22 protein-coding genes and 1 pseudogene are annotated in these 25,873 nt (G+C 39.5%); 8 read left to right on the forward strand and 15 right to left on the reverse strand.

Features of this window, described 5'->3' with window-relative positions; translation table 11 throughout:
* Positions 1 to 206: 206 nt before the first annotated feature.
* Positions 207 to 2,792, forward strand: coding sequence for a glycerol-3-phosphate 1-O-acyltransferase PlsB (gene plsB, locus MTO68_RS20830; RefSeq protein WP_096735218.1), 2,586 nt, complete (start codon positions 207 to 209; stop codon positions 2,790 to 2,792).
* Positions 2,793 to 2,873: 81 nt separating this feature from the next.
* Here the strand turns inward: plsB and MTO68_RS20835 are convergent, their stop codons facing one another.
* From MTO68_RS20835 to MTO68_RS20845, 3 genes are all read right to left on the reverse strand, one after another.
* Complete coding sequence (locus MTO68_RS20835) at positions 2,874 to 4,118, reverse strand: transposase (protein ID WP_244012863.1); 1,245 nt, start codon at positions 4,116 to 4,118, stop codon at positions 2,874 to 2,876.
* A 309-nt stretch (positions 4,119 to 4,427) separates the two neighbouring features.
* Entirely contained in the window at positions 4,428 to 4,940 is a 513-nt protein-coding gene (locus MTO68_RS20840; protein ID WP_244014190.1) for an alpha-ketoglutarate-dependent dioxygenase AlkB, read from the reverse strand.
* A gap of 20 nt (positions 4,941 to 4,960) precedes the next feature.
* Entirely contained in the window at positions 4,961 to 5,782 is an 822-nt protein-coding gene (locus tag MTO68_RS20845) for an NAD-dependent epimerase/dehydratase family protein (RefSeq protein ID WP_244014192.1), read from the reverse strand.
* A gap of 59 nt (positions 5,783 to 5,841) precedes the next feature.
* Here MTO68_RS20845 and recG point away from each other — a divergent pair, with 59 nt between their 5' ends.
* Together recG and MTO68_RS20855 are read left to right on the forward strand one after the other, a co-directional pair.
* Positions 5,842 to 7,887 (forward strand): ATP-dependent DNA helicase RecG, encoded by a 2,046-nt coding sequence (gene recG, locus MTO68_RS20850; RefSeq protein WP_209827912.1) that lies wholly within the window; start codon positions 5,842 to 5,844, stop codon positions 7,885 to 7,887.
* Between the two features lie 220 nt (positions 7,888 to 8,107).
* On the forward strand, positions 8,108 to 8,737 hold the full coding sequence (locus MTO68_RS20855; RefSeq protein ID WP_244014194.1) for a phosphoribosyltransferase family protein: 630 nt from the start codon (positions 8,108 to 8,110) through the stop codon (positions 8,735 to 8,737).
* A gap of 52 nt (positions 8,738 to 8,789) precedes the next feature.
* Here the strand turns inward: MTO68_RS20855 and MTO68_RS20860 are convergent, their stop codons facing one another.
* Complete coding sequence (locus MTO68_RS20860) at positions 8,790 to 9,188, reverse strand: NUDIX domain-containing protein (protein WP_034614399.1); 399 nt, start codon at positions 9,186 to 9,188, stop codon at positions 8,790 to 8,792.
* Between the two features lie 77 nt (positions 9,189 to 9,265).
* Entirely contained in the window at positions 9,266 to 9,883 is a 618-nt protein-coding gene (locus tag MTO68_RS20865; RefSeq protein ID WP_004816846.1) for a TIGR00730 family Rossman fold protein, read from the reverse strand.
* Positions 9,884 to 10,041: 158 nt separating this feature from the next.
* Between MTO68_RS20865 and MTO68_RS20870 the strand changes: the two genes are divergently transcribed.
* On the forward strand, positions 10,042 to 11,055 hold the full coding sequence (locus tag MTO68_RS20870) for a magnesium and cobalt transport protein CorA (protein WP_004816845.1): 1,014 nt from the start codon (positions 10,042 to 10,044) through the stop codon (positions 11,053 to 11,055).
* A gap of 115 nt (positions 11,056 to 11,170) precedes the next feature.
* Here MTO68_RS20870 and MTO68_RS20875 read toward each other — a convergent pair whose 3' ends face one another.
* From MTO68_RS20875 to dxs, 8 genes are all read right to left on the reverse strand, one after another.
* Complete coding sequence (locus tag MTO68_RS20875; RefSeq protein ID WP_034614405.1) at positions 11,171 to 11,458, reverse strand: toluene tolerance protein; 288 nt, start codon at positions 11,456 to 11,458, stop codon at positions 11,171 to 11,173.
* Positions 11,459 to 11,485: 27 nt separating this feature from the next.
* A complete protein-coding gene (locus MTO68_RS20880) occupies positions 11,486 to 12,106 on the reverse strand; it encodes an ABC transporter substrate-binding protein (RefSeq protein WP_004816842.1) in 621 nt (206 codons plus the stop codon).
* 21 nt (positions 12,107 to 12,127) lie between these two features.
* On the reverse strand, positions 12,128 to 12,805 hold the full coding sequence (locus tag MTO68_RS20885) for an outer membrane lipid asymmetry maintenance protein MlaD (RefSeq protein ID WP_244014196.1): 678 nt from the start codon (positions 12,803 to 12,805) through the stop codon (positions 12,128 to 12,130).
* On the reverse strand, positions 12,805 to 13,584 hold the full coding sequence (mlaE, locus tag MTO68_RS20890) for a lipid asymmetry maintenance ABC transporter permease subunit MlaE (RefSeq protein ID WP_244014197.1): 780 nt from the start codon (positions 13,582 to 13,584) through the stop codon (positions 12,805 to 12,807). Before mlaE ends, MTO68_RS20885 begins: the two co-directional genes overlap by 1 nt.
* A complete protein-coding gene (locus MTO68_RS20895) occupies positions 13,581 to 14,399 on the reverse strand; it encodes an ABC transporter ATP-binding protein (protein ID WP_004725631.1) in 819 nt (272 codons plus the stop codon). The genes mlaE and MTO68_RS20895 overlap by 4 nt, the downstream gene beginning before the upstream one ends.
* Before the next feature lie 411 nt (positions 14,400 to 14,810).
* The gene (locus MTO68_RS20900) at positions 14,811 to 16,748 is read right to left on the reverse strand and encodes a DEAD/DEAH box helicase (protein WP_244014199.1); all 1,938 of its coding nucleotides are present in this window, start codon (positions 16,746 to 16,748) and stop codon (positions 14,811 to 14,813) included.
* 657 nt (positions 16,749 to 17,405) lie between these two features.
* Positions 17,406 to 18,236 (reverse strand): inositol monophosphatase family protein, encoded by an 831-nt coding sequence (locus MTO68_RS20905; RefSeq protein ID WP_004725624.1) that lies wholly within the window; start codon positions 18,234 to 18,236, stop codon positions 17,406 to 17,408.
* A gap of 130 nt (positions 18,237 to 18,366) precedes the next feature.
* Positions 18,367 to 20,271 carry a 1-deoxy-D-xylulose-5-phosphate synthase gene (dxs, locus tag MTO68_RS20910; protein WP_244014201.1) on the reverse strand — a complete coding sequence of 635 codons (1,905 nt, stop codon included), beginning with the start codon at positions 20,269 to 20,271 and terminating at the stop codon, positions 18,367 to 18,369.
* Between the two features lie 315 nt (positions 20,272 to 20,586).
* On the opposite strand from dxs, the gene ribA reads away from it, so the two are divergent.
* Positions 20,587 to 21,189 carry a GTP cyclohydrolase II gene (gene ribA, locus MTO68_RS20915; RefSeq protein ID WP_034616453.1) on the forward strand — a complete coding sequence of 201 codons (603 nt, stop codon included), beginning with the start codon at positions 20,587 to 20,589 and terminating at the stop codon, positions 21,187 to 21,189.
* A 35-nt stretch (positions 21,190 to 21,224) separates the two neighbouring features.
* Positions 21,225 to 21,568, forward strand: a pseudogene (locus tag MTO68_RS20920) (DUF4844 domain-containing protein).
* Between the two features lie 210 nt (positions 21,569 to 21,778).
* Here the strand turns inward: MTO68_RS20920 and hemN are convergent.
* A complete protein-coding gene (gene hemN / locus MTO68_RS20925) occupies positions 21,779 to 23,143 on the reverse strand; it encodes an oxygen-independent coproporphyrinogen III oxidase (protein WP_244014203.1) in 1,365 nt (454 codons plus the stop codon).
* 274 nt (positions 23,144 to 23,417) lie between these two features.
* Between hemN and hemF the strand changes: the two genes are divergently transcribed.
* On the forward strand, positions 23,418 to 24,359 hold the full coding sequence (gene hemF, locus MTO68_RS20930) for an oxygen-dependent coproporphyrinogen oxidase (protein WP_244014204.1): 942 nt from the start codon (positions 23,418 to 23,420) through the stop codon (positions 24,357 to 24,359).
* Positions 24,360 to 24,641: 282 nt separating this feature from the next.
* On the opposite strand, the gene MTO68_RS20935 is transcribed toward hemF, so the two are convergent.
* Entirely contained in the window at positions 24,642 to 24,851 is a 210-nt protein-coding gene (locus MTO68_RS20935) for a hypothetical protein (protein ID WP_035370575.1), read from the reverse strand.
* A gap of 181 nt (positions 24,852 to 25,032) precedes the next feature.
* Here MTO68_RS20935 and aroE point away from each other — a divergent pair, with 181 nt between their 5' ends.
* Complete coding sequence (aroE, locus tag MTO68_RS20940; RefSeq protein WP_244014206.1) at positions 25,033 to 25,821, forward strand: shikimate dehydrogenase; 789 nt, start codon at positions 25,033 to 25,035, stop codon at positions 25,819 to 25,821.
* The last annotated feature ends 52 nt before the right edge of the window (positions 25,822 to 25,873 follow it).

Consider the following 25,873-nt stretch of genomic DNA (forward strand, 5'->3'; position numbering starts at 1 on the left):
TAAGTCCTGAGAGAAACATTAAATTTTCATAAACTGTATTGTCACTTCTCTTGTGCTGATGGATTGTTTAAAATACGTTTTTTAACGATAAAATCTGACAAGCGACCCGCAGTTTGTCAGAAAATGACATACTGTTCTGTGCTTTAATTACAGAAAATATTTTTTATCCGCTTTATTGCGTGATTCACCATTGGCTAGGAGTATTTATGTCCAAGAGTGGCTTTGGTCAAATGTATCGTCGACTTTCGAGTAAAATACTTGACCTTGTGGTAACACCACATGTTCTTGGAGAGGTTCCTACAGAAGCTCAACCTTTAGACCCTTCAACTGAAAATTCTGAGCTCATTCAGCCCACAACTCAAAAAGTTGTCTGCTATGTTCTACAGAATTACTCACGAAGTAACGCTTTAGTTGTTGATGGTGAAACACGTCGTTTGCAGCTTCCTCCTGCACTTGACCCATTAATGATTGGCAATAGTCGCGAAAAAGCTGCGATTTTATTTTTACAACACCAAGATGAAAACAATTATTTTAATCCGCCTACGCATGCTTATCCGCCGCGTTTAGTTAGACTGATTGAATCACTTGATCAAAATGTTGATTTAGATATTGAATTAATCCCTGTCACAGTACTGTGGGGACGTTCACCAGATAAAGAAGACTCTTGGTTTAAACTGTTATTTACTGACACTTGGGCAACGCCAAGTAAAGTTAAACAGTTGATGAACATTGGTTTACATGGTCGACAGTCATTCCTAGAATTCCATGAAGCGCAATCACTTAGAGCTTTAGTCGATCATGCGAAAATTGCTCATCCCAATATTTCACCAGCCACTTATATTGTCAATCAATTAAATGACTACTTAGATCGTCAGCGTGAGGTCATTCTCGGTCCAGATTTATCTGATCGCCGTAATGTCATGCAATCACTGATTAAAGCCCCTGATGTACAGGATGCAATTCGTAAAGAAAGTATTCGCTCAAAAATCAGCATGATAGATGCTGAACATAAAGCGATTGGTTTTGTAAACGAAATTGCATCCGACTATTCTGCATCGGCTGTACGCTTTGCGGATATGGCTTTGACTCGTCTATGGACACAACTTTATGACGGTGTTGAAGTACATAACTTCAATACTGTGCGCGAGTTAGTCAAAGACTATGAAGTGATTTATACACCTTGTCACCGTAGCCATATCGATTACTTGTTATTGTCTTATGTGATTTATAAACGTGGTTTGATGGTGCCGTATATTGCTGCCGGCGATAACCTTAACATGCCATTTGTCGGTCAATTACTGCGTGGAGGCGGTGCATTCTTTATCCGTCGTTCATTCCGCGGCAATGCACTTTATACATCAGTATTTAAAGAATATTTATTTAGCATCCTGTCTAGAAACACACCTCTTGAATACTTTATTGAAGGTGGTCGTTCTCGAACTGGGCGTTTGTTACCCCCGAAAACTGGCATGCTCGCAATGACGGTACATGGTCATTTGCGCGGCCGTGCCAAACCGATTGTCTTTATCCCAACCTATGTCGGTTATGAGCGCTTGATGGAAGGCGCAACCTATGTCGGTGAAATGAATGGTAAGCCAAAAGAAGCTGAATCCATCTGGGGAATCTTGCAAACCCTGAAAAAAATTGAGCGTATTTTTGGTAAAGTGCATGTCAATTTTGGTGAGCCTGTTTTCTTAGATGACTTACTCAAAGCACATGGCGCTGATCAAATCACCATTGAACATAATGATGATCCAATTCCGCAAGAAGTCTCAGATGCAGTAACCAGCTCGGCAAATGCGATTCTGGAAAATATCAACCGTGCTGTGGTCATCAACCCTGTTTCATTATTGTCACTGATTTTATTGGCAACACCAAAACACACACTTGATGAAGAAATCTGCATTAAACAGCTTGATACATATCGCAAGTTATTAACCGCAAATCCTTATGACAGCCGTACTCAGGTCACACCATTGTCAGGCAAAGAAATCATTGCTTATGGTATGAAGCTGAAATTGATTAAACGTGTTCAACACGTCCTTGGCGATATTATTGCCATTGAAGACAATCAAGCCATTTTACTGACTTACTTCCGCAATAACATTTTGCATGCCTTTGTTTTACCGTCGTTGGTTGCGGCATTGGTCGAACATAATGGCAAGATCAGTAAGTCTGATTTACTCAATGTGATTCGTACCCTTTATCCATTCTTAAAAGCAGAGTTGTTCTTAAAATGGAAAGATAGTGAAATCAAGGCTCAAGTGACTGAATATGTCGATGCTTTGGCTCAAGCGAATTTAATTTTTGTCGATGATGAAGATTTTATTTTCAGCCCTGCGCCAAACTCAGAAGACCATAATCAATTGGCTGTTTTGGCTGCGCCAGTACGTCAAAGTCTTGAACGTTATTACATGACACTGGCTTTAATTACTCAACGTGGCTCTGGAAACATCTCGATTCGCCAAGTCGAAGAATTAAGTCACTTGGTTGGGCAACGTTTATCTGTATTGTATGAGTTCAACTCACCTGAGTTCTTTGATAAAGCGTTATTCCAAAGTTTTATGAAAGTCTTAACTGAACAAGGCTATATCAAAACCAATGAAGACCATGCCATTGTTTTTGATGAGCAGTTTAGAAATGTTGCGCAATATGCCAATTTGGTGCTTGATGATGTAACTTTGCAAATGCTACACCATATCACCTCATTTACAGATGAGGAGTTAAAAGAAGCTTTAGATGCTTTAGCCGCTCAACAAGCCAAGAAGCGTTTAAAACGGAAGAAAAAATAAAAGCTTTAAAGTGCCTTTTTCCTTTGGGAGAAGGTTGGGATGATTACCTCTCCCTAACCCTCTCCTGCAAGGCATTGGTATCTACACATCTTTTTGTAGAGATTCTAATGCAATTTCAGCAATCAGCTTAAGGTCATCCACCGAATGTTCAGATAATAATTGTAGTGTATTCAGTAATATTGACAGACCAGCCAAAATTGCAGGTGCACTTTCCCTTGTTCCTCTTTTTTGTTGCCTTCCTGATAGACGTGTTAGAAAGACTCTAACTCTTGAATTTTTCTCATCATTTTCTCGCTGTATTCGCCAAGTTAATACACATGCCATACTTGCAATTAACAGTCTTCTTAATATCGCTTGCGGAGTTGTTTGTAGCCATGACTCAATGTCATGGCCCGCCTGTTTTAACAACTTAAAATAGTTTTCTATTTTCCAACGCCAGTAATACCAAGTTGCCAATTCTATACTTGGTATTTCTGATGATACATTACTTAATAAGCTCCAACGAGAAAGTGATTTTCCTTGCTTATTTTTAACTTCAACTACAATCAGTCGAACGGTTAATGACTTTCCCTTTTGTGGTGGAACTCTTTTTCCCGTTTCGTCTTTCTGCATTGGTCTTGCATTACGTGTAATACTGATTTGAGTTTCACCAACATAGAGTTGTTCGCAATTCCCTTTATATTGAATTGTATGGGTTTGTGTAGTTGGTATTTGATCTGACACTTCCCTTAACTTAACATCTTCTCCTTGATATTCAACACGATTTCCTTCTTTACCTCGAATAAGAAATAAATGTTCTTGTTGATTCAATAATCTAAGATGAGCAATTGAATCTCCTTCACGATCAATAATATGTACGAGTTTCTTTTCTATTGGTAAAGACTCAATATGTTCGATTTGTTCACATAGTGCGTTTAAATGGGTTTCTTTTATTTTATGCCCATCAGTAAATGTTGAATAACGTCCAGTAGCATCACATAAAGTTTGATCTAATGGTGCAATGGGTAAACCCGTTTCAGCATCAATTAATAAACTGCTTTGTAATTCATAGCCTTTGTCACTTGCATGTGTTCTTTTGAATCTATTTAACTTGTTGTTATGTTTGAAATATTGTAGTTGAGACCAATCATGAGCAACTAAGGCATAGTGGTGATTCGATAGAGCGATTTGTTCAAACGCAAGTTTTTGAAGAGGCTGATTGAGTTGTTGAAATGAAACGTTTTCGTTATTTAAGAAACGCCAAACTGCTTGGGTTGTAGCAAAGCTAGTCTTTTGGGTAGAGGCAATATCTTTAAGCGCTGGGGCTAATGAAGCAAGTGGATTCATATTAAGTTTTACAAGACTTCCGTAGCGTTTAACTAATCGGTTATCTAAGTGTGGAATGTTAAATTGGAGAGCATGCTCTCCAATTTAACTTAAATAGATTTAATTGTGTAGATACCTATGCCTGCAAGGAGAGGGAACTTCTCAAAGCCTCAATTATTGAATAATCCTAAGGCTCAACGAGCTAATTTATAATTTTCAGATTCTAGTTTGATATATCTAGCTACGAAAAAGTAACAGTTTCATCAGTTAAATTTATTATTTCTATTTTTAGGCTCTAGCCCCACCAACAACTTATCTGCTGACTAAATTTTACAGTAGCTTCCGAAACGTCAGACTCATTCTAGCCTGTTCAATATTTGATTTTGGAATACAATGTTGCCATTCCTCCTGAATCTTCTGACTCATATAAATTAAGCTGCCAGATGCCAACAAATACTCAGAAGCTACCTCATAAGCATTTATTTTTCTAAATTTTAAAATCCGCTCACCACCTAAAGAAATAATCACAACACCAGTTCCTGAAACAAGGACATCTGTTTGATCCGAATACCATCCCATACGCGCCTGACCATTCATATAATAATTAATAAGACAATTATTTGGTTCAAAACTCAAAGTCTCTTTAATTAAATCAATAATCGGTCTTATTTCACCCAAAAAAGGAGCTTCAGGATAGGACATTTGAGAATAATTATAAGCTTTACCAAAACTCGCAGTTTTACGTGCTGTCATACGCTCATCCCATATTATTTTCCTATTTAAAAGAGCAAATAATTTATGGTTATCTTTTAAAAATTCTTTAATATAAATAATATCTTCCACTTAAGTCTCGCTAATTTAATTTAGTACTCTGACAATAATTTTTGCTCATAATCAATATAACAATTTTGATGCACATACTTAAATTCTGTTGCAAGCATCCTCTCCGCAAAAATTCTTTTACCTGTTTCCTTTTCGCTTTCCAAAACCAATTCTGGCAAATTCAACTCACGTTGAATATTTAAAATTTTCTCATGCAATGGTAGCGGTTGATTATTTGTACAAATATATGATTTTTCTGGATGTTCCACGTGAAGCAAATACACTAAGAAATCTGCAAGGTCATCAATATGGATTCGATTTGACCAATGAATATTGGGATAGCTGTGTGTGGTTTCTGCAAGTTTAATCATACGAGCAACGGATGTACCATAAACCCCAGTTGGGCGCACAATCACACATTTAGATGGATAAGCCTGTTGCCATCGCTGTTCCATTGCCAATAACAATTGACCCTGTCGATCACTTGGAATAGGCACTGACTCATCATCAATACGTTCACCATGGTTTTCCCCATAAACACGTGTCGATGAAACCACAATAACTCTTTTGAGCGGATGGTCTTTTAAAGCCCTTACAATCGGCTGTACCGAGTCGACATAGGTTTGTTGATAATTTTCGATAGCACTTAGCGGAGAATTTCGAGATGGTGCGAGCAATACATACACCACATCGACAGGCTGAATTTGCGCTAAATCGAGTTGTTGAATGTCTTGAATCAAATGTTGTGCGAAATCATCATCTTTCGCACTGCGGCTAACTGTGGTAATTTGGTGATCTTGCTGAAATAATTGTTTGGCAACACGTTGCGATGTTTTACCATAACCAATAAATAGAATATGCATTACACGACCTATTCTTCGAAACCGATTTTCAAAATCAATCAAACTTAAGTTGAGGGGACATGGCTGCCGTCCATCAATTGCAAGGGGTTGGCAATGCCGCCGCTGCTTTACTTGAAAAACTAAATATTTTCACCACAGATGATTTGCTGTTTCATTTGCCACGTGATTATGAAGATCGTAGCACGATCATTCCCATGAACCAATTACAAGTCGGTCGTAGTTATCTCATGGAAGGCGTGGTCAGATCAATCGATATGCCACCCGGTAAACGCAAATCGATGGCGATTTTATTGCAAGATGATTTTGGCAAAGTTACTTTACGCTTCTATCATATCTATAAAGCACTCACAGATCGTGCTAAAGCAGGTAATCGTTTAAGAATTTTTGGAGAAGTCCGTGTTGGGGCTCGTGGTCTGGAGCTTTATCATCCTGAGATCCAGTTAATTACCGAACATACAGCGCTCCCTAAAACCCAACTAACAGCAATTTACCCTGCCACCGAAGGCTTAACTCAACCCAAATTACGCGAATATGTTAAGCAAGCTTTAAACCAGCACGCTGATGCTTTACCTGAGTTATTACCTGAAAAATTCACCAATGGTTATGCGCTTAAACAGGCATTGGAGTATATTCATCACCCTCCTGTAAATGCCAATATGCTGCAACTTTCACAAGGTTCTCACCCTGCTCAACAACGTTTAATTTTTGAAGAATTGGTTGCACATCAAATCAGCCTATTAACCCGACGTGCTTATATTCAACAAATTGCAGCCCCAGCATTTTCAACCAGTAAAAAATTTGCAAAAGCCTTATTGGCAAGCTTACCTTTTGAAATGACCAATGCACAGAAACGTGTATCAAACGAAATTGCCAAAGATTTAAAACAAAACAAACCCATGTTGCGATTGGTTCAGGGCGATGTAGGTGCAGGTAAAACATTGGTTGCAGGTGTTGCGGCTTGTCATATTTTGGAAGAAGGTTGGCAAGTGGCGCTAATGGCACCGACTGAAATTTTAGCTGAACAGCACTATATCAATTTTAAGAAATGGTTCGAGCCACTCGGTTTAAATGTGTCATGGCTTTCAGGCAAACAAAAAGGCAAAGCACGCGCTGCGGCTGAACAAACCATTAAAGATGGAACTGCCAATATTGTGGTGGGTACCCATGCTTTATTTCAGGACAATGTTGAATTTTCCAAACTTGGTCTCGTGATTATTGATGAACAACATCGTTTCGGGGTAGATCAACGTCTAGCTTTACGTAATAAAGGCGTGGATAACACCACACCACACCAATTGGTCATGACAGCAACACCAATCCCTCGCACACTGGCAATGTCTGCCTATGGTGACCTAGATACCTCAGTGATTGATGAATTGCCTCCTGGACGTACTCCCATTCAAACAGTCACGATTCCACTTGATAGACGCGAAGAAGTGCTGAATCGTATCACCACCAACTGCGCTGAGGGTAAACAGGCGTATTGGGTCTGTACATTGGTAGAACAATCAGAAACTCTCGATGCTCAGGCCGCAGAAGCCACCTATCAAGAGATTAAAGATCGCTTTCCACAGATTAATATTGGCTTAGTCCATGGAAAAATGAAAGCCGATGAGAAGCAACGGGTCATGCAACAATTCAAAGACAATGAATTGCAACTGCTGATTGCAACGACAGTGATTGAAGTCGGGGTCGATGTTCCAAACGCTTCCATTATGGTGATTGAAAATGCTGAACGCTTAGGCCTGTCTCAGTTGCATCAGTTACGTGGTCGTGTCGGTCGTGGTGCGACCGCAAGTTTCTGCGCCCTACTCTATAAACATCCTTTATCACAAAATGGCCAAGAACGTTTACGCATCATGCGTGAAACCAATGACGGTTTTATCATTGCAGAAAAAGACTTAGAAATCCGAGGACCGGGTGAATTACTGGGCACCAAGCAAACAGGAGATTTGGGTTTCCGTGTCGCCAAGCTAGAACGAGATGATCATTTACTTAATCAAGCACATTATGTTGCCAGTCAAGTACTCAAAGATGATCCAGAAAATGCTGAAGCTTTATTAAAACGCTGGTTACCTGAAGCACCGAGATATGCCTATGTCTAAACATGTATTTAGAATATCCACGCATAAACAGCATAGCTTAGATATTTGATTCATTCAGTTTAACGATGCTTATCAAAATCTATAAACACAAATGATGACATGGAGGTTGTCATAACATGGTGATATGAAGATTAAGCGATATAAAGCTTAATAAAAATCTGCTATTGATCTATTCAGCACACTATGCGAAATTAATCCCAAATAAAAAATAGAACAGAGCATGCTCCAATTTACCAATCAACTTCTCCATAAAAGCGTACAAAGCCTTTCCCCTTGCCTCCTTTGTGGAATAGATCGACAACAACAGCATTCTCTTTGTAACACGTGTTGGAACGAACTTCCTTGGTATAAGCAGCATATAGAACGGCATCAACACCAGATTGTTTGTGCTCACCGTTACGACTTCCCAATTGATCGCATCATCCAAGTCTATAAATATGAACAACAACTGCAATATCAGACACTATTGGCACAAAGTTTATTGAATTTAAGCCTACCTAAAATTCAAGCCATTGTTCCTATGCCAATTTCTACTGCTCGTTTAAAAGAACGTGGCTACAATCAAATGCTGATTATCGCCAAAATCATGGCAAGGCAATTAAATATCCCAGTATGGCAACCCGTGATTCGAGAAGCACAACATTCACAAAAAGGTTTAAGTAGAATTGAGCGCTTAGAAAATATTGAATATCAATTTAAAATGATCAAAACAGAAAAAAGAAAATATAAAAAAGTACTGATTATTGATGATGTCGTGACCACAGGCAGTTCAATTCATGCTTTAACCCATGCTTTAGAAAACTTGGGCTGCCAGCAGATTTATAGCGTCTGCATTGCCGCAGCTCAATAAATTTTCATCATCGTTCAGCAATACATACATTATGAAGCAAACATAGCAAAAATTATGAATGGATTAAATTTGCTTTACACCATGGGATCACGATCTCTTTGGTCAATGGCGCTAAAAGCGTTTGCGCATCATCCAAATCAATCCATTTCATTTCAGCAATTTCTGCATTGATTTTTGGTATTTGCTCTAGGTCGACTAGATAGAGATAACTCACCAATTGAAAGTCTGCTTCATTGGCCGCTTTTGTTTCAAAACGCCCAATAAACTGAGTAATCTCGGCTTGAACACTAATTTCTTCTAAAATCTCACGCAACATGGTCTGCTCAGGTGGTTCATTGGGTTCTAGCTTTCCACCAACCTGCATAAAAAATTGTGTATTTTGCTTTCTCACCAAAAGCAATTGATTTTTATCATTCAAAATCACAGCTGCCGCGACAGTAATTACATTCATAAGATTTAAAAATAGAATAAAAATACAATATATTGTGACAGCAATAAATTTAAAAACAATATATTGTGTTTTAGTTTTTAACCAAATGTACGATCTGCTTGATCTAATTTAACCAATTCTTCACGTTCTTTTACACCCCATTTTGGTTCTGGTGCTTGATAGTGACTAAACTGGGTTAGAATTTCTTCGATCGAAGCAGAATCAATCAACTGATCTGTAAAACGCGCTTTAGAAAAACCTTTGTCTGTCGTGAGTTGAATAAATTTCAATAAATCATCATAAAAACCTTCAACATTTAAAAATGCACAAGGTTTTAAATGAATTCCCAATTGTGCCCACGTCCATTGCTCAAAAATCTCTTCAATGGTTCCTGCACCACCAGGCAATGCAATAAAGCCATCGGAAAGTTCAGACATTTTTGTTTTACGTTCATGCATATTTTTAACAATATACAGCTCAGTCAAATCTGGATGGGCCAATTCACGATCGACCAAACCCTGAGGGATCACACCAATCACTTTGCCTCCTGCTGCCAAAGCACTGTCAGCAACAATGCCCATTAAGCCTGAACGACCACCACCATAGACCAAAGTTTTCCCTTGCTTGGCGATTGTTTCACCAGTCAGCTCTGCTACATCAGCAAAAATTTGATCCGTACCTAACGATGAACCACAAAAAATAGCAATAGAATTCATAAATTTAACCTAACTTTAATTTTGTCATGCTAAAAATGCAGACGGCCAATCAAGATTTTTTTTACAAAACAGCAATGTAATGAGTGTTTTTCCTAAAATCCTTGTCTAAAATACACACATCAAATTAACACCACACTGCGCAAGGGAGAAAAGACATAATGCTTGAAGCCTTTTACGCCACTGAGCGCGGTAGCTTAGAAGATGCAACAATTAATGGTGGATTCGACCTACATCCTGAATTGGTATGGGTTGACCTCATTGCACCTTCACAAGAAGAACAAGAATGGGTTTTAGATGCTTATCAGCAAAATTTACCAACTCTTAAATCTTTAGAAGACATTTCATCCTCTGCACGATTCTACCGTGATGATGATGGGATTCTACATATCAGTACTTATTTTTTAACAAAAAATAAAAATTACCAAGTTGAAGGCGATCCCGAAGATACTTCAAACATGCTTGCCAATGTGCAGACGGTTGCATTCATTTTGCATAAAGACCGCTTATTTACCTTGCGTGGTGAAAAGCTGGTTGCCTTTCGTGCCTTTCGCGCACGCGCACGCCGTAATGACTATGAAATTGAATACAAAGATCCGACATGGATTCTTTTAGGTTTATTAGAAGCAAAACTGGATGAGCTTGCGGATATCTTGGAAGATATCCACAAAGACTTAGAGTTATATTCCACAGAAGTCCTCAACGTGCGTCATCGTGAAATGATTTTAGACTTAGATGACATGATTACTCGTCTAGCACAAAAGGAAGATATGCTTGGAAAAGCGCAACTCTGTCTGATTGACTTACGTCGTGTTTTGACCTTTTTGTCTCGTCCTCGCGCATTGGGGAGCCATATCTATGATGCAGATATTCGAGAGTTGAGTGAGGATGTACGCTCCCTTGTAGAACATGATGCGTTCTTGTTCCAAAAAGTACGATTCTTGCTTGATACCACCTCTGGATTTATTAACACTGAACAGAACGATACCATTCGTCGCTTCTCCATCTTACCCAGTATGCTTGCGCCACCGATGTTGATTGCCAGTATTTATGGGATGAACACTGAGATTCTGCCTTTTGCCCATGGCCACTGGAGCTTTTATGTGGTGATTAGCATCTTAATTGCTTTCTTTGTGGGGCCTTTGGCTTACTTTAGATGGAAGAAATGGATTTAAATACTCCATTCCCCTTATTGGATTGAGTTGAGATTTAGCACTGCTCAATGCAGAAAGAAAAATGAGTCAATAAAAAAGCACCTTTAGGTGCTTTTTTACATCAATATTGCATATGCTAAATTAATTTCAAGTCATCTTGCAAATGGCAAGCTTGAATAATTTTCATCATCTTTTCAGGCACTGCTTTAAACTGCAGCCCCTGAAGATTTGGTGTTTGACGTAACCACTGCACAAACACAGATAAAGCAAGGGTACTGCCATGTTCAAGCTGTGATAGATTCACAGTTATTGGAAAATTTTTCTCATTTTGAATCACTCTCAAACCATTTAAATAATAGCTTTCAGCATTCTCGTAAGCAATTTTACCGCTAACATATAATTCCTGATTTTTAAATTCAATCACTCGCTTGCACCTATCTATGTTATGAGCTTACTTCTTAACAGCAGCGTCTGCATCAGGCTTGAATGTTGCAATTGCTTTGTCAATATTACCGCCGTTACGTTGCACGTTCGCAGCAAATTGGTTACGGAATTGCAAACCTAGATCGATACCAGACACATTCAAATTACGCACTTTCCATTGGCTACCTGCATCAGACAACTGGAAAGATACAGGGATCTTTTCACCATTGTTATTGAAGTCTAAAGTAACGACAGGAAACTTGCTGTTGGTTGCCTTATACGGACGCATTGAATACGATTGATTTGAATACTTTGCAAATGCGCTACCATAATTCTCAATCAACGTATTACGGAAGTTTTGTTCAAATTGCGCACGTTGAGCAGGGGTACTGCTATTTGCATAAGTTCCCATCACAATACGTGTAAACGCTTGACCATCGACATAAGGATCAAGGTTTTGGCGAACAATCGCTTTCACAGTAGCAGGGTTTTGCAATTTACCTTGATCTGCTTTTAAGCGCGAAATCAGGCCATCAGCAACACGTTTAACAAATACTGGTGGTGCTTCTGCTGGAGCAGCTTGAGCTGCAGTCGCCACCATAGTTGCCAAAATAGTTGCAGTAAAAGTTTGTTTTAACAGCATGTTCATTTTCAATAACTCCTCTAATGCCTATTCAACAAATGAAGTTTGAGCATCAGTTGTTTCAGTGGATGCAGATGCATCTTTAGCTTCCGATGCGCCAGTTGATGATTTTCCTGCACCACCCGTAATAAATTTGGTAATCAAATCTTCTAGATCCATCGTACCTTGGGTATTTTCAATGCTTTCACCACGTTTAATGTAGTTAATGCCGCCGCCTGGTACGATTTTCAAATATTTTTCGCCTAAAAGACCATTGGTTGCGACCATTATGTAAGCATCTTCATCAATATTTGTGATGGATTTCATGTTACCTAACAGTTGCGTTTCCATTTCTTTTTGTTTCTCAGGTGTCGCAGCCTGATAATCAGCACTGTAGTGTAAATCACCTAGCGCATTTTCTTTTACTTTCTTCAACTGTTCTGCATTGAAGGTTGTCAATGAACCATCCAAATCGAATTTAACCGTTGCATGACGTGTCACAGGATCAAGTGTAATTGCATCAACTTGTCCAATTTTAACACCGCTCATGGTCACTTTGGCACGCGGTTTTAAACCATTCACATTGTCGAATGTTGCAGTCATTTCATAACTGTCTTTTAAGTTTGTACCGACCAAACCACTCACTTTCATGGCTAAAAAGAATAGAGCAAGACCAAAAATGATGACAAAAATACCGACGGTCAGCTCACTAGCACGTGATTTCATTAAACACCTCCGAACATGACCGCAGTCAACACGAAATCAAAACCTAAAACACATAACGATGAATACACAACAGTACGTGTCGTAGATGTTGCGATACCTTCAGATGTTGGTTCACAAGCATAACCTTGATACACCGCAATCCAAGTACAAATTAAAGCGAATACTAAACTTTTAATGATGGTTCCGTTAAACACATCTTTCATAAACTGAGTGCTACTCAGAATACCGCTCCAGTACGAGCCTTCGTCTGCGCCGAGAAAATCCACACCGACCATTTTGCCACCCATAATACCAATCGCAGCAAAGATCACAGACAGCATCGGTAAACTGACAATACCGGCCCATAAACGTGGAGAAATCACACGCTTTAACGGATCAACACCTATCATTTCCATACTGGATAATTGTTCAGTTGCCTTCATTAGGCCAATTTCAGCAGTCAAAGCAGAGCCAGCACGACCAGCAAAAAGCAAGGCAGCCACAACAGGCGCAAGTTCACGCAACAAGGTTAAAGCCACAGCTGCGCCCAACATGGCTTCACTACCAAAAGTGACCAAGATGTTATACATCTGCAAACCGAGTACTGCACCGATGAACAGCCCAGATACAGCAATGATCAATAAAGACAGTACGCCTACTCGATACATCTGATAAATGAAAAGTTTTATACCAAGTATTGTTGGCAAAGAGAATAAAATGCGCAACAACATGAGCATTGCAACACCAATGCCCTGAACACGTTCTAGAACGCGTCTACCCAATAAGGCAATAGCATTCATGAACTAACCTCATTACTTAAATAGGCTTGATGACTAAATTGATAATCAACAGGACCTTCCACCGAACCTGTTAAGAATTGCTGTACAAATGGAGAAGCGTGTTGTTGCAATTGCTCAGGTGTCCCCTCGCCTTGCACCTTACCTTCAGCCACAACATAAATATAGTCAGCAATTGATAATGTTTCATCAACATCATGTGAAACAATAATTGTTGTTAGATCTAAAGCATCACGTAATGATCGAATTAATCGAGTCAAAACCCCCATGACGATCGGATCTTGCCCAGCAAAAGGTTCGTCATACATAATCAAGTCTGGGTCAAGCGCAATCGCACGAGCAAGCGCCACGCGCCGATTCATCCCGCCAGAAAGTTCTGCGGGCATCAACTTTTCAGCACCACGCAAACCAACCGACTCTAATTTTAGTGCCACCAACTCAGCAATTAAATTTTCTGGTAATTTTGTATGTGCGCGAATTGGAAAAGCAACATTTTCATAGACGGTCATGTCGGTAAATAACGCACCACTCTGAAATAACATCCCCATACGCGCACGTGCAGCAAAAAGCTCATTACGTGACATCGAAGCAATGTTTTTCCCATCAAGTCGTACTTCACCAGCATCTGGGCTAAGCTGACCACCAATGAGTCGTAACAAGGTTGTTTTACCTGTTCCAGATGGTCCCATGATTGCGGTAATTTGCCCACGACGAATCTGCAAACTCACATTATCGTAGATAACGCGTTCACCTCGGTTAAAACTTAAATTTTTGACTTCAATTAAAGCTTCAGCTTCGGAATGACTGTGTTTATTCATAGCTGAACTTTTTCCTGCATTTATCAGCCCACATACTATACTCTTAAATATCTATATGTTTTGTAATTAAAAGATAATAAAAAATCATAAAGAATATTCATCTTTATAAACAATGTTTGTTGGACTATTTTTTAGTTTTTTACTTTTAAATTTTATTTAATGAGCAAATAGATTATCTAAAAAGCAGGCTATAAAAAAAGTACCCAACATTTGAGATCAATAAAAGTGAGAACATATATAACATAATTACCTCAAAGAAATCATCAACTTTATTAGATTCAATTTTTCATAAGTTAAGTCTAACTGTTTTATTAAATAAATTGAACTATGTCACACTTTATTCTACCAAATACTTTTCAACTTGCAATAAAAAACCAGCCTGAAGGCTGGTTTTTTATTAAAAATATCTAATTAATCGTTGAATTTGCGACGCGGACGGTCTGCATTGAATTCACGCTTTGGACGGTCTTCACCACCAAATTCACGCTTAGGACGATCTTCACCGCCAAACGCACGTTTAGGACGATCTGAATTAAATTCACGCTTTGGACGATCTTCACCACCGAATGAACGCTTAGGACGATCATCACCGAAAGAACGTTGTGGACGGTCACCGAAACCACCTTCACGACGTGGTGGACGATCACCAAAATCACGCTTAGGACGATCAGCAAAACTGCCTTCACGACGTGGTTTGTAATCTACGCTGTTACCACGGTTGTCATCATTCGAGTTAAAACGAGGTTTATCGTTAAAACCGCCTTCACGACGTGGACGATCAGAGTTGAAATCACGCTTAGGACGATCTTCACCACCGAATGAACGTTGTGGACGGTCACCGAAGCCACCTTCACGACGTGGTGGACGATCACCAAAATCACGCTTAGGACGATCTTCGCCACCGAATGAACGTTGTGGACGATCACCGAAACCACCTTCACGGCGTGGTGGACGATCACCAAAATCACGCTTAGGACGGTCATCACCATAAGATGGACGATCACCACGTGGTTTGTCATCGAAGCTACGACGTGGACGATCATCACCGCCTTCACGACGTTTGAAGTTTGATTCACCTTCAAAACGACGACCACCGCCGAAACCGCCACGACCGCCTTCACGACGACCGCCACCGTTACTACGACCACGACCGCCACCATCACGACTACCGCGAGCTGGAGGTGGAGATGGCTCTAAACCTTCGATTTCAGAAACACTTAAACGCGCTTCTAAATAATCTTCTAAAGCACGGATTTTACCGCGTTCACGGTAAGTTGCTAAAGTGATTGCTTTACCAGTACGACCCGCACGACCTGTACGACCAATACGATGCACATAATCTTCATTCTTCATTGGAAGACCGAAGTTAATTACGTGAGAGATTGTTGGTACGTCAAGACCACGAGCAGCTACGTCTGTAGCAACAAGAATTTTTGCACGACCTTCACGGATACTGCGTAAACGACGGTTACGTACAGTTTGTGGCATAGCACCATGAAGCGCAACAACTGAAAGACCAGCTTCTGCAAGCTCTTCAGCAAGCATATCTGTATCTTCTTGAGTTGAAGCAAATACAACTGCTTGATCTACGTCTTCTTCATTTAACCAATGGGTAAGCAATTTTTTCTTATGCTCAAAGCCATCAGTCCAATGTAAAGTTTGGGTAATATCAGTATTTGTAGAATGACCTGTTTCAATTGCAATACGTTCAGGTTCGTTCATCATGCGTTCAGCAAGATTAATGATACGTGGTGCAAATGTTGCAGAGAACATTAATGTTTGTTTACGATTTAAAGCTAAATCGCTGATTGCTTCTAGGTCTTCAGAGAAACCTAAGTCAAGCATACGGTCAGCTTCATCGACGATTAAAGCATCAACTAAATCAAGTTTAATTTGACGACGGTTTACAAGATCAAGTAAACGACCTGGAGTCGCAACAACAACTTGTGCACCTTTTAATTGTTGGATTTGCTTACCAAAAGGCATACCACCCATGATTGCTGCAACACGTACACCTTTCATATGGCGTACAAATGCAATCGCATCTTGACATACTTGTTGTGCAAGTTCACGAGTAGGTGAAATCACCAAGATATTTGGTTGAGTTACTGCTTTCATACGATCTTTAAATGGTACAAAAGTATCTTGACCAGCTAAAGCGTTTAACGTAGGGAGTAAGAATGCAGCAGTTTTACCAGAACCAGTTTGGCTTGATACTAGAAGGTCTTTTCCTTCTAAAGCCGCTGGAATAGATAGTTCTTGAACAGGAGTCGGCGTAGTAAAACCAAGACTCTCGAGTGCTTTCTGTAGCGACTCGTCTAATGAAAATTCAGCAAAAGTTTTGCTCATAGAGATATTCACCCTAATGTGGGTGCTCCATTAATATATGGTCTGATGGACATCGGCAAAAAGCGGCACAGCAATAATCGCTGAAAATATAGAATCAGCGGCGATCCGAGAACGACGATGCGTATAACGCACATTTGATAACAGCCGCAACCTGAAGGAATCGCTTAAGCGATTGGGTGGGGCGCGAAATATTGTCCTCTCTTTGGACCGGACGCGCATACACAATATAGAAGAGAAATGTTCAGGTAATGAACGAAATTTAGTGCGTGCGCAGAGTATAGCAGAATTTATAATAATGTCACGAAGTTTTATTGTTTTTTCCTGTATTGTATTAAGTCATTCATTATCTTCAGGAATTAAATAAAAAACTTGATCTACAGCTAAACTTTCATCCTCAAGAATATCTGCTACAGCTCCCCCCTAAACACTCAACGGTAAACTCGCTTAGAATAATCGTATTGGATTGCCAATGATATGTGCTCTTAACTTCCCCAATAAGTTGTATTATTTTTATATCAGTACTATTCGCTAGGTCTTACAATCACCAATGTTCAAACGACGATATTCAGTATTGCTAGTATCGCATTAAATCGCAACGCATAAAAAAGCCCTCATAACGATGAAGGCTTTTTAAAACTCAATCTACACAAGTATAAATTACTTCGCAGCTTCACCCCAAGCAGGAACAACAGCTTGCATCAATGGTTTTAACATTTTCATAGAACACGCAATCACTTGACCATTTTCCATAGAATCTGAACCACCACGAGCATCAACGACAGTACCACCCGCTTCTTTCACCATAAGCTCGCCTGCTGCGATATCCCAAGGTTTTAAACCGAGTTCAAAATAACCATCTAAACGACCAGCTGCAACATAAGCCAAGTCCAATGCAGCAGAACCCGCACGACGATATTGTGCGCCAGCTTCAGTTACATTTAATAATGATTCAAAATGGTTTTTTGCATAAGAAACAATCTCACCATTACGTTTAGCGCGGTAAGCATGGCCTACACCCATAAAGGTATTTTCAAGACTGTCTTTAACATTCACACGAATACGACGTTGATTCAACATTGCGCCACGACCACGGCTTGCAGAGAATAGCTCATCTTTCACAGGGTCATAAATAACACCGTGTTGAGTTACACCTTTATGTTGAACTGCAATAGATACACAGAAATGTGGGAAAGCATTGATAAAGTTTAAAGTACCATCAAGAGGATCAATCACCCAACACCAATCGGCATCGTGACCTTTACCTTCTTGTAGTCCAAACTCTTCACCAAGGAAGCTGTGATTTTTATAACTTTTACGAAGCGTATCAATAGTCAACTGCTCGATATAACGATCTACACGAGTCACTGGACCATCAATACCTTTTTCTTCGACTTGTAGATCGAGTTTATGACGATTTTGATGCGCTTTTAAAAGCTCTTGACCAACTAACTGAGCCGCACGCGCAGCCATCACCACCATAGGTTCCATTGAACACCCACTACAAATTTGAAGATACTGATAAAGAATAATGCATAAAAGCGCCGACATTTTAGCAAATATCGGCGCTTTTTGGGAAATTTTGTTGCTAAAATTTTACAACTTTAACTTTTACATGAGCTTAAACGTGTTGTACCAGCTTTAACCAAGCCTGTTCAATTGAGTTTTGAATACCTTTTACATCTAAACCACAGTCTTGGAGCATTTCAGAATGGCTTGCTTGTGCGAGGAATTCATCAGGTAAACCTAGGTTTAAAATTGGCTTCACAATTTGCTCCTGTGCCAAGAACTCATTGACCGCACTACCCGCACCCGCCATCACCGCATGTTCTTCAACAGTTACAAATAAGTGAGTTTTGTCTGCCAAATCACGAATAATTTGTTCATCCAATGGTTTCACAAAACGCATATTGATCACACGAATTGCAATATCCAACTTTGGTGCCAGCTGTTTTGCTGATTCAAGCGCAGGTTGAACACGACTACCAAAGGCCAAAATCGTGATACCTTCTTCGTGTTCAGTATTGAGTTCTAACAATACTTCAGCTTTACCAATTTCCAGCTCAATCAACTGTTGTTGAATTTCTACACCTAAACCGTTACCGCGTGGATAACGTACTGCAGTTGGGCCTTTGTATAGATATGCTGTATGCAGCATTTGACGACATTCGTTTTCATCTTTTGGCGCCATGATCACCATATTGGGTACGGTACGCATATAAGCATAGTCATACGCACCAGCATGCGTAGGGCCGTCTTCGCCGACTAAGCCTGCACGATCAATACCAAAGGTCACATCAAGATTTTGTAAAGCAACATCATGAATCAGCTGGTCATAACCGCGTTGTAGGAAGGTTGAATAAATCGCCACAACTGGCTTCAATCCTTCACACGCCATACCCGCAGCTAATGTCACGGCATGCTGTTCTGCAATGGCAACATCAAAGTAACGCTCTGGAAATTGTTTAGCAAACTGCACCATGCCTGAGCCTTCACACATGGCAGGCGTAATTGCGAGTAATCTGTCGTCTTGTGCAGCTTCATCATAAAGCCATTGCCCAAATACATCTGAATATTTTGGCGCTACATTTTTAGTTGCTGAAGCATTAATTTTGCCAATCGCATGATATTTAATTTGATCCGCTTCAGCAGGTGCAAAACCCTTACCTTTCACGGTATAGACATGGATCAGACGTGGCCCTTTACGCTTTTTCAGCGCATTAAAGACTTGTACCAGTTGCTCCACATCATGGCCATCAAATGGGCCAAAATAATCAAAACCAATGGCTTTAAATAGATTATCCGCAGCATCAGTCGCAGATTGATGTAAACGAGAGTTGTAGTTCCATTCAGGGCAATCCTGTACAAAAGCTTGCCCTTCTTCATCAATATTGATGAATTGCCCTTGTTCCCAAATTGCAGCTAAATGCTTTGCAAAACCACCCGTACTACATGAAATCGACATATCATTGTCATTGAGTACCACCATCAAATCAGCATTATGCGCCACTGCATCATTCATGGCTTCAAATGCCATTCCAGCAGTCATCGCACCATCACCAACGATAGCAACAACTTCACAAGGGTCTTTTTGATAACGACGTGCCAAGGCCATACCCAAGCCAGCAGAAATTGCAGTCGATGAATGTCCTACACCAAAGGTATCAAATTCAGATTCATCACGCGCTGGAAAAGCCGCCAATCCATCTTTAGAACGGATGGTCATCAATTGCTCACGGCGTCCTGTAAGGACTTTATGTGGATACGCCTGATGGCCCACATCCCAAACTAAACGATCCCGTGGTGTTTCAAAACAATAGTGTAAGGCAACTGTTAATTCTATAACGCCAAGGTTTGCACCAAAATGCCCGCCACTTTGTCCAGCAGCATACAAAATAAATTGACGCAATTCGTCTGCGACCTGCGGCAATTGGCTTTGCTCAAACTGACGTAATTGTTGAGGATGATTAATTTCATTCAACAAAGGCGTAACAGGACGATGACTAGGTATTTCGGTATACAACATATGTGGCAAAGCCTTCTAAAGCCTGGCAAATCTAGCTAGGTAAACGGGTTAGCATGATTGTGAGAACCAATGATATCACATTCAATCAGCCACATTTATAATGATGCGTCATTGGAACTTCCAAGTCAGCAAGTGTGCTCTTGGTGTCAATTATCATGAATAATCTATCTATATATCAACTATTATCGTGTGCTTTATACAAAAAAGAAATTTTTATAGCAATGTTATCTATAAAAACATGCTTTACAAACCTACCAATGTCCAAGCATTACGCTATACTTTAGCCAATTTCTAAACAAATAGATGGAAGATTCTGTGTCAATAGAGTTTGTTGCCACTTCAAAATTACCCACTGCTTATGGTGATTTTAAAATTTCTGTATTTCAAGATCCACAAACAGGTGAAGAGCATGTTGCTCTTTCTAAGGGTTTAGAAATCGCGCCTACAAACCCCGTTTTAGTTCGTATTCATTCAGAATGTTTAACTGGCGATGCCTTTGGTTCATTAAAATGTGACTGTGGCCCTCAATTGCACAACACCATGAAAATGATGAATGATGCAGGCCAAGGTGTGATTTTATATTTGCGCCAAGAAGGTCGTGGTATTGGCTTGACCAATAAAATCCGTGCTTATGCTTTGCAAGATCAAGGGCATGATACCGTTGATGCAAATTTATTGTTAAACCTACCTGCTGATGCACGTAAATATGATATGTGTAGTATCATGCTCGATCATTTACAGGTCAAACAAGTTAAACTCATTACCAACAATCCATTAAAATTAAAAGCTTTAACAGATTTAGGTATTGATGTATTAGACCGTGTACCGTTGACCGTGGGCTTAAATAAGTTCAATGAAGATTATTTAAAAACCAAACATGATCGTATGTCTCATATGTATGAGAAAGATGATTTTTAAATAATCACTAAGTTAAATAATAGGAGACTGAACTAATGAAATTAAGCTCAATTTTATTTGCAATCAGTCTCCTTTAACTCAGCGCATAGTGTCAGGCATCTGATTCAAAAACCCAATCTGTAATCATTCAACAATTAAGAGAGTTCCAACAACAAGACCATTTTTTATATGCTGGGATCAAAAATCCTCAATTAAAGCAAAAACTCAATCAAATTGACCCATACAGCCTAGATACAGATGATAGAGAACAAGTTGCTGTTAGCTATGAAAATTTTTAGATATTATTGGCCTAGAAAGCTCAGATGGTATTTTAAATACTTGGGTATATGGTGAAGTCATTAATAAGTTAATTGAACAAAAGAAATCAGTAAAACCATAACCTTTCTATTAATTCACTAATTTTTATGAATAAAACATCTAGAAAGGTTTTGCTATCGCGGATGGCGACAGGGATGTCGCCGTTGGGCAAGGGTGACAGGAGTCCCCTTTGCCCAACAAAGGATTTTTGTTTCTTTTCATCCCTGAAAAGAAAGGAATCATCTACACTTCTTCATCTAAATTTTTAAATACAATATTTTGTAAAATATAATCAAATCGTCATCGAGAAAATTTGTGTTTCAGGCTTTTTACGCTTTAAATGTAAATCAAACGCCATACAAATATTTCGAACAAAAGGCTTCCCTTGCTCCGTGATCACAATCCGATCCGCTTCAATGTTCAATAAACCATCATGCTGCATTTCAACAAGCTGTTGAATCACATCACCACGCTCAGCAAAATCCATCGCTTGATCTGACCAAGAGGTTTGAAAAGTACACATCAAATTCAAAATATGCTGACGAATCTTTAAATCTTCGATACTTAACACATGCCCTTTCACTACAGGAATCTCATCATTTTCAAGACAAGTGTAATAGGCATCTAAATTTTTTTCATTCTGTGCAAAGCTATACCAACTATCACTGATTGAAGATAGGCCCAATCCGATCATGACTTGTGTTTTTGATGAGGTATAGCCCATAAAATTACGATGCAAAGTACCTGCATGAAATGCTTGATACATCTCATCTCGATCTAAAGCAAAATGATCCATCCCAATCTCATGATAACCATGCGCTAAAAGTTGCTTTTTCCCTTCCTCATACAGCGTTCGCTTCATCCCATCTTTAGGTACATCATGATCTTTAAACCCACGCTGTCCGTTGCCCTTAATCCAAGGCACATGCGCATAACTATAAAAAGCCAAGCGATCTGGCATTAACGTATTAGTCAAATCGATGGTATGCAACACATCTGCTAAATTTTGAAATGGCAAACCAAAAACCAGATCATGTGAAATCGATGTATAACCAATCTCTCTTGCCCATTGCGTCACTCTTTCTACATTTTCAAAAGGTTGCACACGATGAATAGCTTTCTGAACAGTCGTATTATAGTCTTGCACCCCATAGCTGACACGGCGAAAACCAAGCTCATACAAGGCTTGTAAATGATCTCGCGTGGTATTATTGGGATGCCCTTCAAAACTAAATTCATAACCATCTGCAATATTGGCTTTGGCTAAAATACCTTGAATTAATTGTTGTAAATGCTCAACTGAAAAAAATGTTGGTGTCCCGCCACCCAAATGGATTTCTTTAATGATGGGTCTGTCTGCTAACAACTGACAATATAAGTCCCATTCTTTTAAAACGGCTTGAATATAGGGGTGTTCAACATCATGCCGTTTCGTAACTTTTTTATGACATCCGCAAAATGTACATAGACTTTCACAAAATGGTAAATGAATATAAAGACTGATGCCTTCAACGTGATTAGACTCATCAAAAGAGCGCTTTAAGGTCTGTTTCCATTGTTGCAGCGAAAATGATGCCTCCTCCCAATATGGAACCGTTGGATAACTGGTATAACGGGGTCCAGCAACATTGTATTTTTGAATCAAAGAACAACTCATATTCACTGCTCGATACGCAATTAACATTCAGAATGCAATAAACCCAAAAATTGAATTTATCCTCAATACATTGTGCTGAGCTTAAGGATAGATTTCAACCTAGCGAATTGCTCGGGATTGCCTAGCATGTATCCGTGATACCCACAGATTTTTCAGGCTCATTCGATTCATTCACGTCACGTTCAAAACATGTCTTTATGATGACTTGGTTTTGTTTTTTTAGCGTTTTATGTTTTGATGTAGAAAATTTTTCAATTCTCCTTCGAGGATGATCATGCAAAACCCGACTTCTGCAGATATTCAACGTGTTCGTGATTTCCTGACAGATTTACAAGCTCGAATCTGCTCTGCCCTAGAGCAACAAGAAAAAATAGGCCACGGCACTGCAACATTTGAAATCGATGACTGGCAACGCCCTGAAGGAGGTGGTGGTCGTTCACGTGTTCTACAAAATGGTACTGTGATCGAAAAAGGCGGGGTGATGTTTTCTCACATCAACATTTCCAAACTGCCAGCTTCAGCAACAGAACGCCATCCGGCAATCGCTGGAGCCAAAGCACAAGCTTTGGGGGTTTCTTTGGTCATTCACCCAACAAATCCCAATGTTCCCACATCTCACGCCAATGTACGGCTATTTGTTGCAGAACCCGAAGGGCAAGCACCAATTTGGTGGTTTGGTGGTGGTTTTGACCTCACACCTTTTTACCCCAATGATGAAGACGTTTTATCTTGGCACCAAACAGCATTCGACCTGTGCGCACCGTTTGGTGAAGAAATTTATGCTGAACATAAACAATGGTGTGATGATTACTTCTATTTAAAACATCGTGATGAACAACGTGGTATTGGTGGTTTGTTTTTTGATGATTTAAATCAATGGGATTTTGAAAAGTGCTTTGAATATATCCAAGCGGTCGCAAATGGTTATTTAAATGCTATTTTGCCTATTTTCCAAAGAAATCAGGATAAACCATTTACGCCAGCCCAACGAGACTTCCAATTGTATCGTCGCGGTCGCTATGTTGAATATAATTTGGTTTATGATCGTGGCACCTTATTTGGCTTACAAACTGGTGGTCGAATTGAATCTATTCTGGTCAGTATGCCACCACTTGCAGCGTGGTCTTATCGCCCAGAATGGGATGAAAACAGCCCAGAAAAACGTCTCACTGCTCATTATTTAAAACCTAAAGATTGGTTGTCGATATTAAAATAATCTCTCGCCATTTAGGTTTCATCGTGACCAAGCTATCTTGCATTCAAGATAGCTTTTTAACGTATACCGATGAATCCTTCTGAGAGGATAGCGCTTGAAAGATTTACTCACAATTAAAATGAGAATAATTCACGATAAGGACACTTTTTTAATTTAATATATGCTCAAACCTGACTAAGATACCAACCTTAAAATTTCCTTAATTTTTTGATAAAGTCTTAGCATTTAAAGATTATTATAGCGGTAGAAACCAGAGGTAGGTATGAGGAATTTATTAGAAAATCATAAGGTTACACTTTCATTCAGTATTTTATTTTTATTAGCATGTTCCATTTCAACCACCATTATCTCTAACAACCATCTCTCTGACAGCATCTCAATTACTTCTAGTGTTGTTTTATCTGCTGGCTTTCTTGTTGTTTTTGCTATGATTTTTCTTGACTTCTTAGAGTCAGTTTGCAATCCATAAGCATCTTTTTTAAAGCACAACATTTCCCAAAAAACCTTCCTCTTAAAAACCAGCTTTAGCGCGATTAAAAAAGCGCTCTAAATCATCAATTTATTCAAATTTTAGCATAAGCTAAACTGCATATAGTTTGGTTGTATCATCCATTTTCACGTATATTGTCGAGATTCTCTAAAAATCAACACAATCAATACTTGGACATTTGGCATGAGTAAACTATTCGCAGTCATTGGAAATCCGATTGAACACTCTCGTTCACCTGAACTACACCATGCCTTTGCAGAAAAGACTGGTATTGATCTCAACTATGTAAAACGTCTTGCCCCACTCGATGGCTTTACTGCAAGTGTAACTGAATTCTTTGCTCACAATGGCGTAGGTATGAATGTTACTGTGCCATTTAAAGAACAAGCTTTTGCCTTATGCCAACAACTGACAGAACGTGCAAAAATCGCCAAGGCGGTCAATACGCTTTGGATGGAAAACGGTGTATTGCATGGTGACAATACAGATGGACAAGGTTTAGTCGATGCGATTAAAGCATTAGACTGGACTTTAGAAAACACAGATATTTTGATTATTGGGGCAGGTGGTGCAACTCGCGGTGTGGTTTACCCTCTGGTAAAAGCGGGGGCTAAAAAAATTGTGATTGCCAACCGTACCCGTTCACGTGCAGAACAATTGGTGGCAGATTTACAAAGCGCTGTTCCTGAAGCAGAACTTTCCGCTTGCAGCCTAGATGAATTAGATGGGCAATTTGATCTTGTTATCAATGCAACTTCGGCAAGCTTAACGGGTGATGCACTGATTCTTCCTGAAACCTTAACCTTTCACCATGCTTATGAAATGGCCTATGGCAAACCTTCAAGTTTTATCGATCAAGCCAAAGCGCGCCAGATTCCAAGCTCAGAAGGCTTCGGTATGTTGGTTGGACAAGCCATCGAAGCCTTTTATATTTGGAATGGGGTTCGTCCAAATTTAAAAGATTTTCTTTAATCACGGATGTATCTTTATTTAAAAACAATCCATAAAAAAAAGAACCTCAATT

The sequence above is a fragment of the Acinetobacter sp. NyZ410 genome, assembly GCF_022828975.1.
Classification (GTDB): domain Bacteria; phylum Pseudomonadota; class Gammaproteobacteria; order Pseudomonadales; family Moraxellaceae; genus Acinetobacter; species Acinetobacter guillouiae.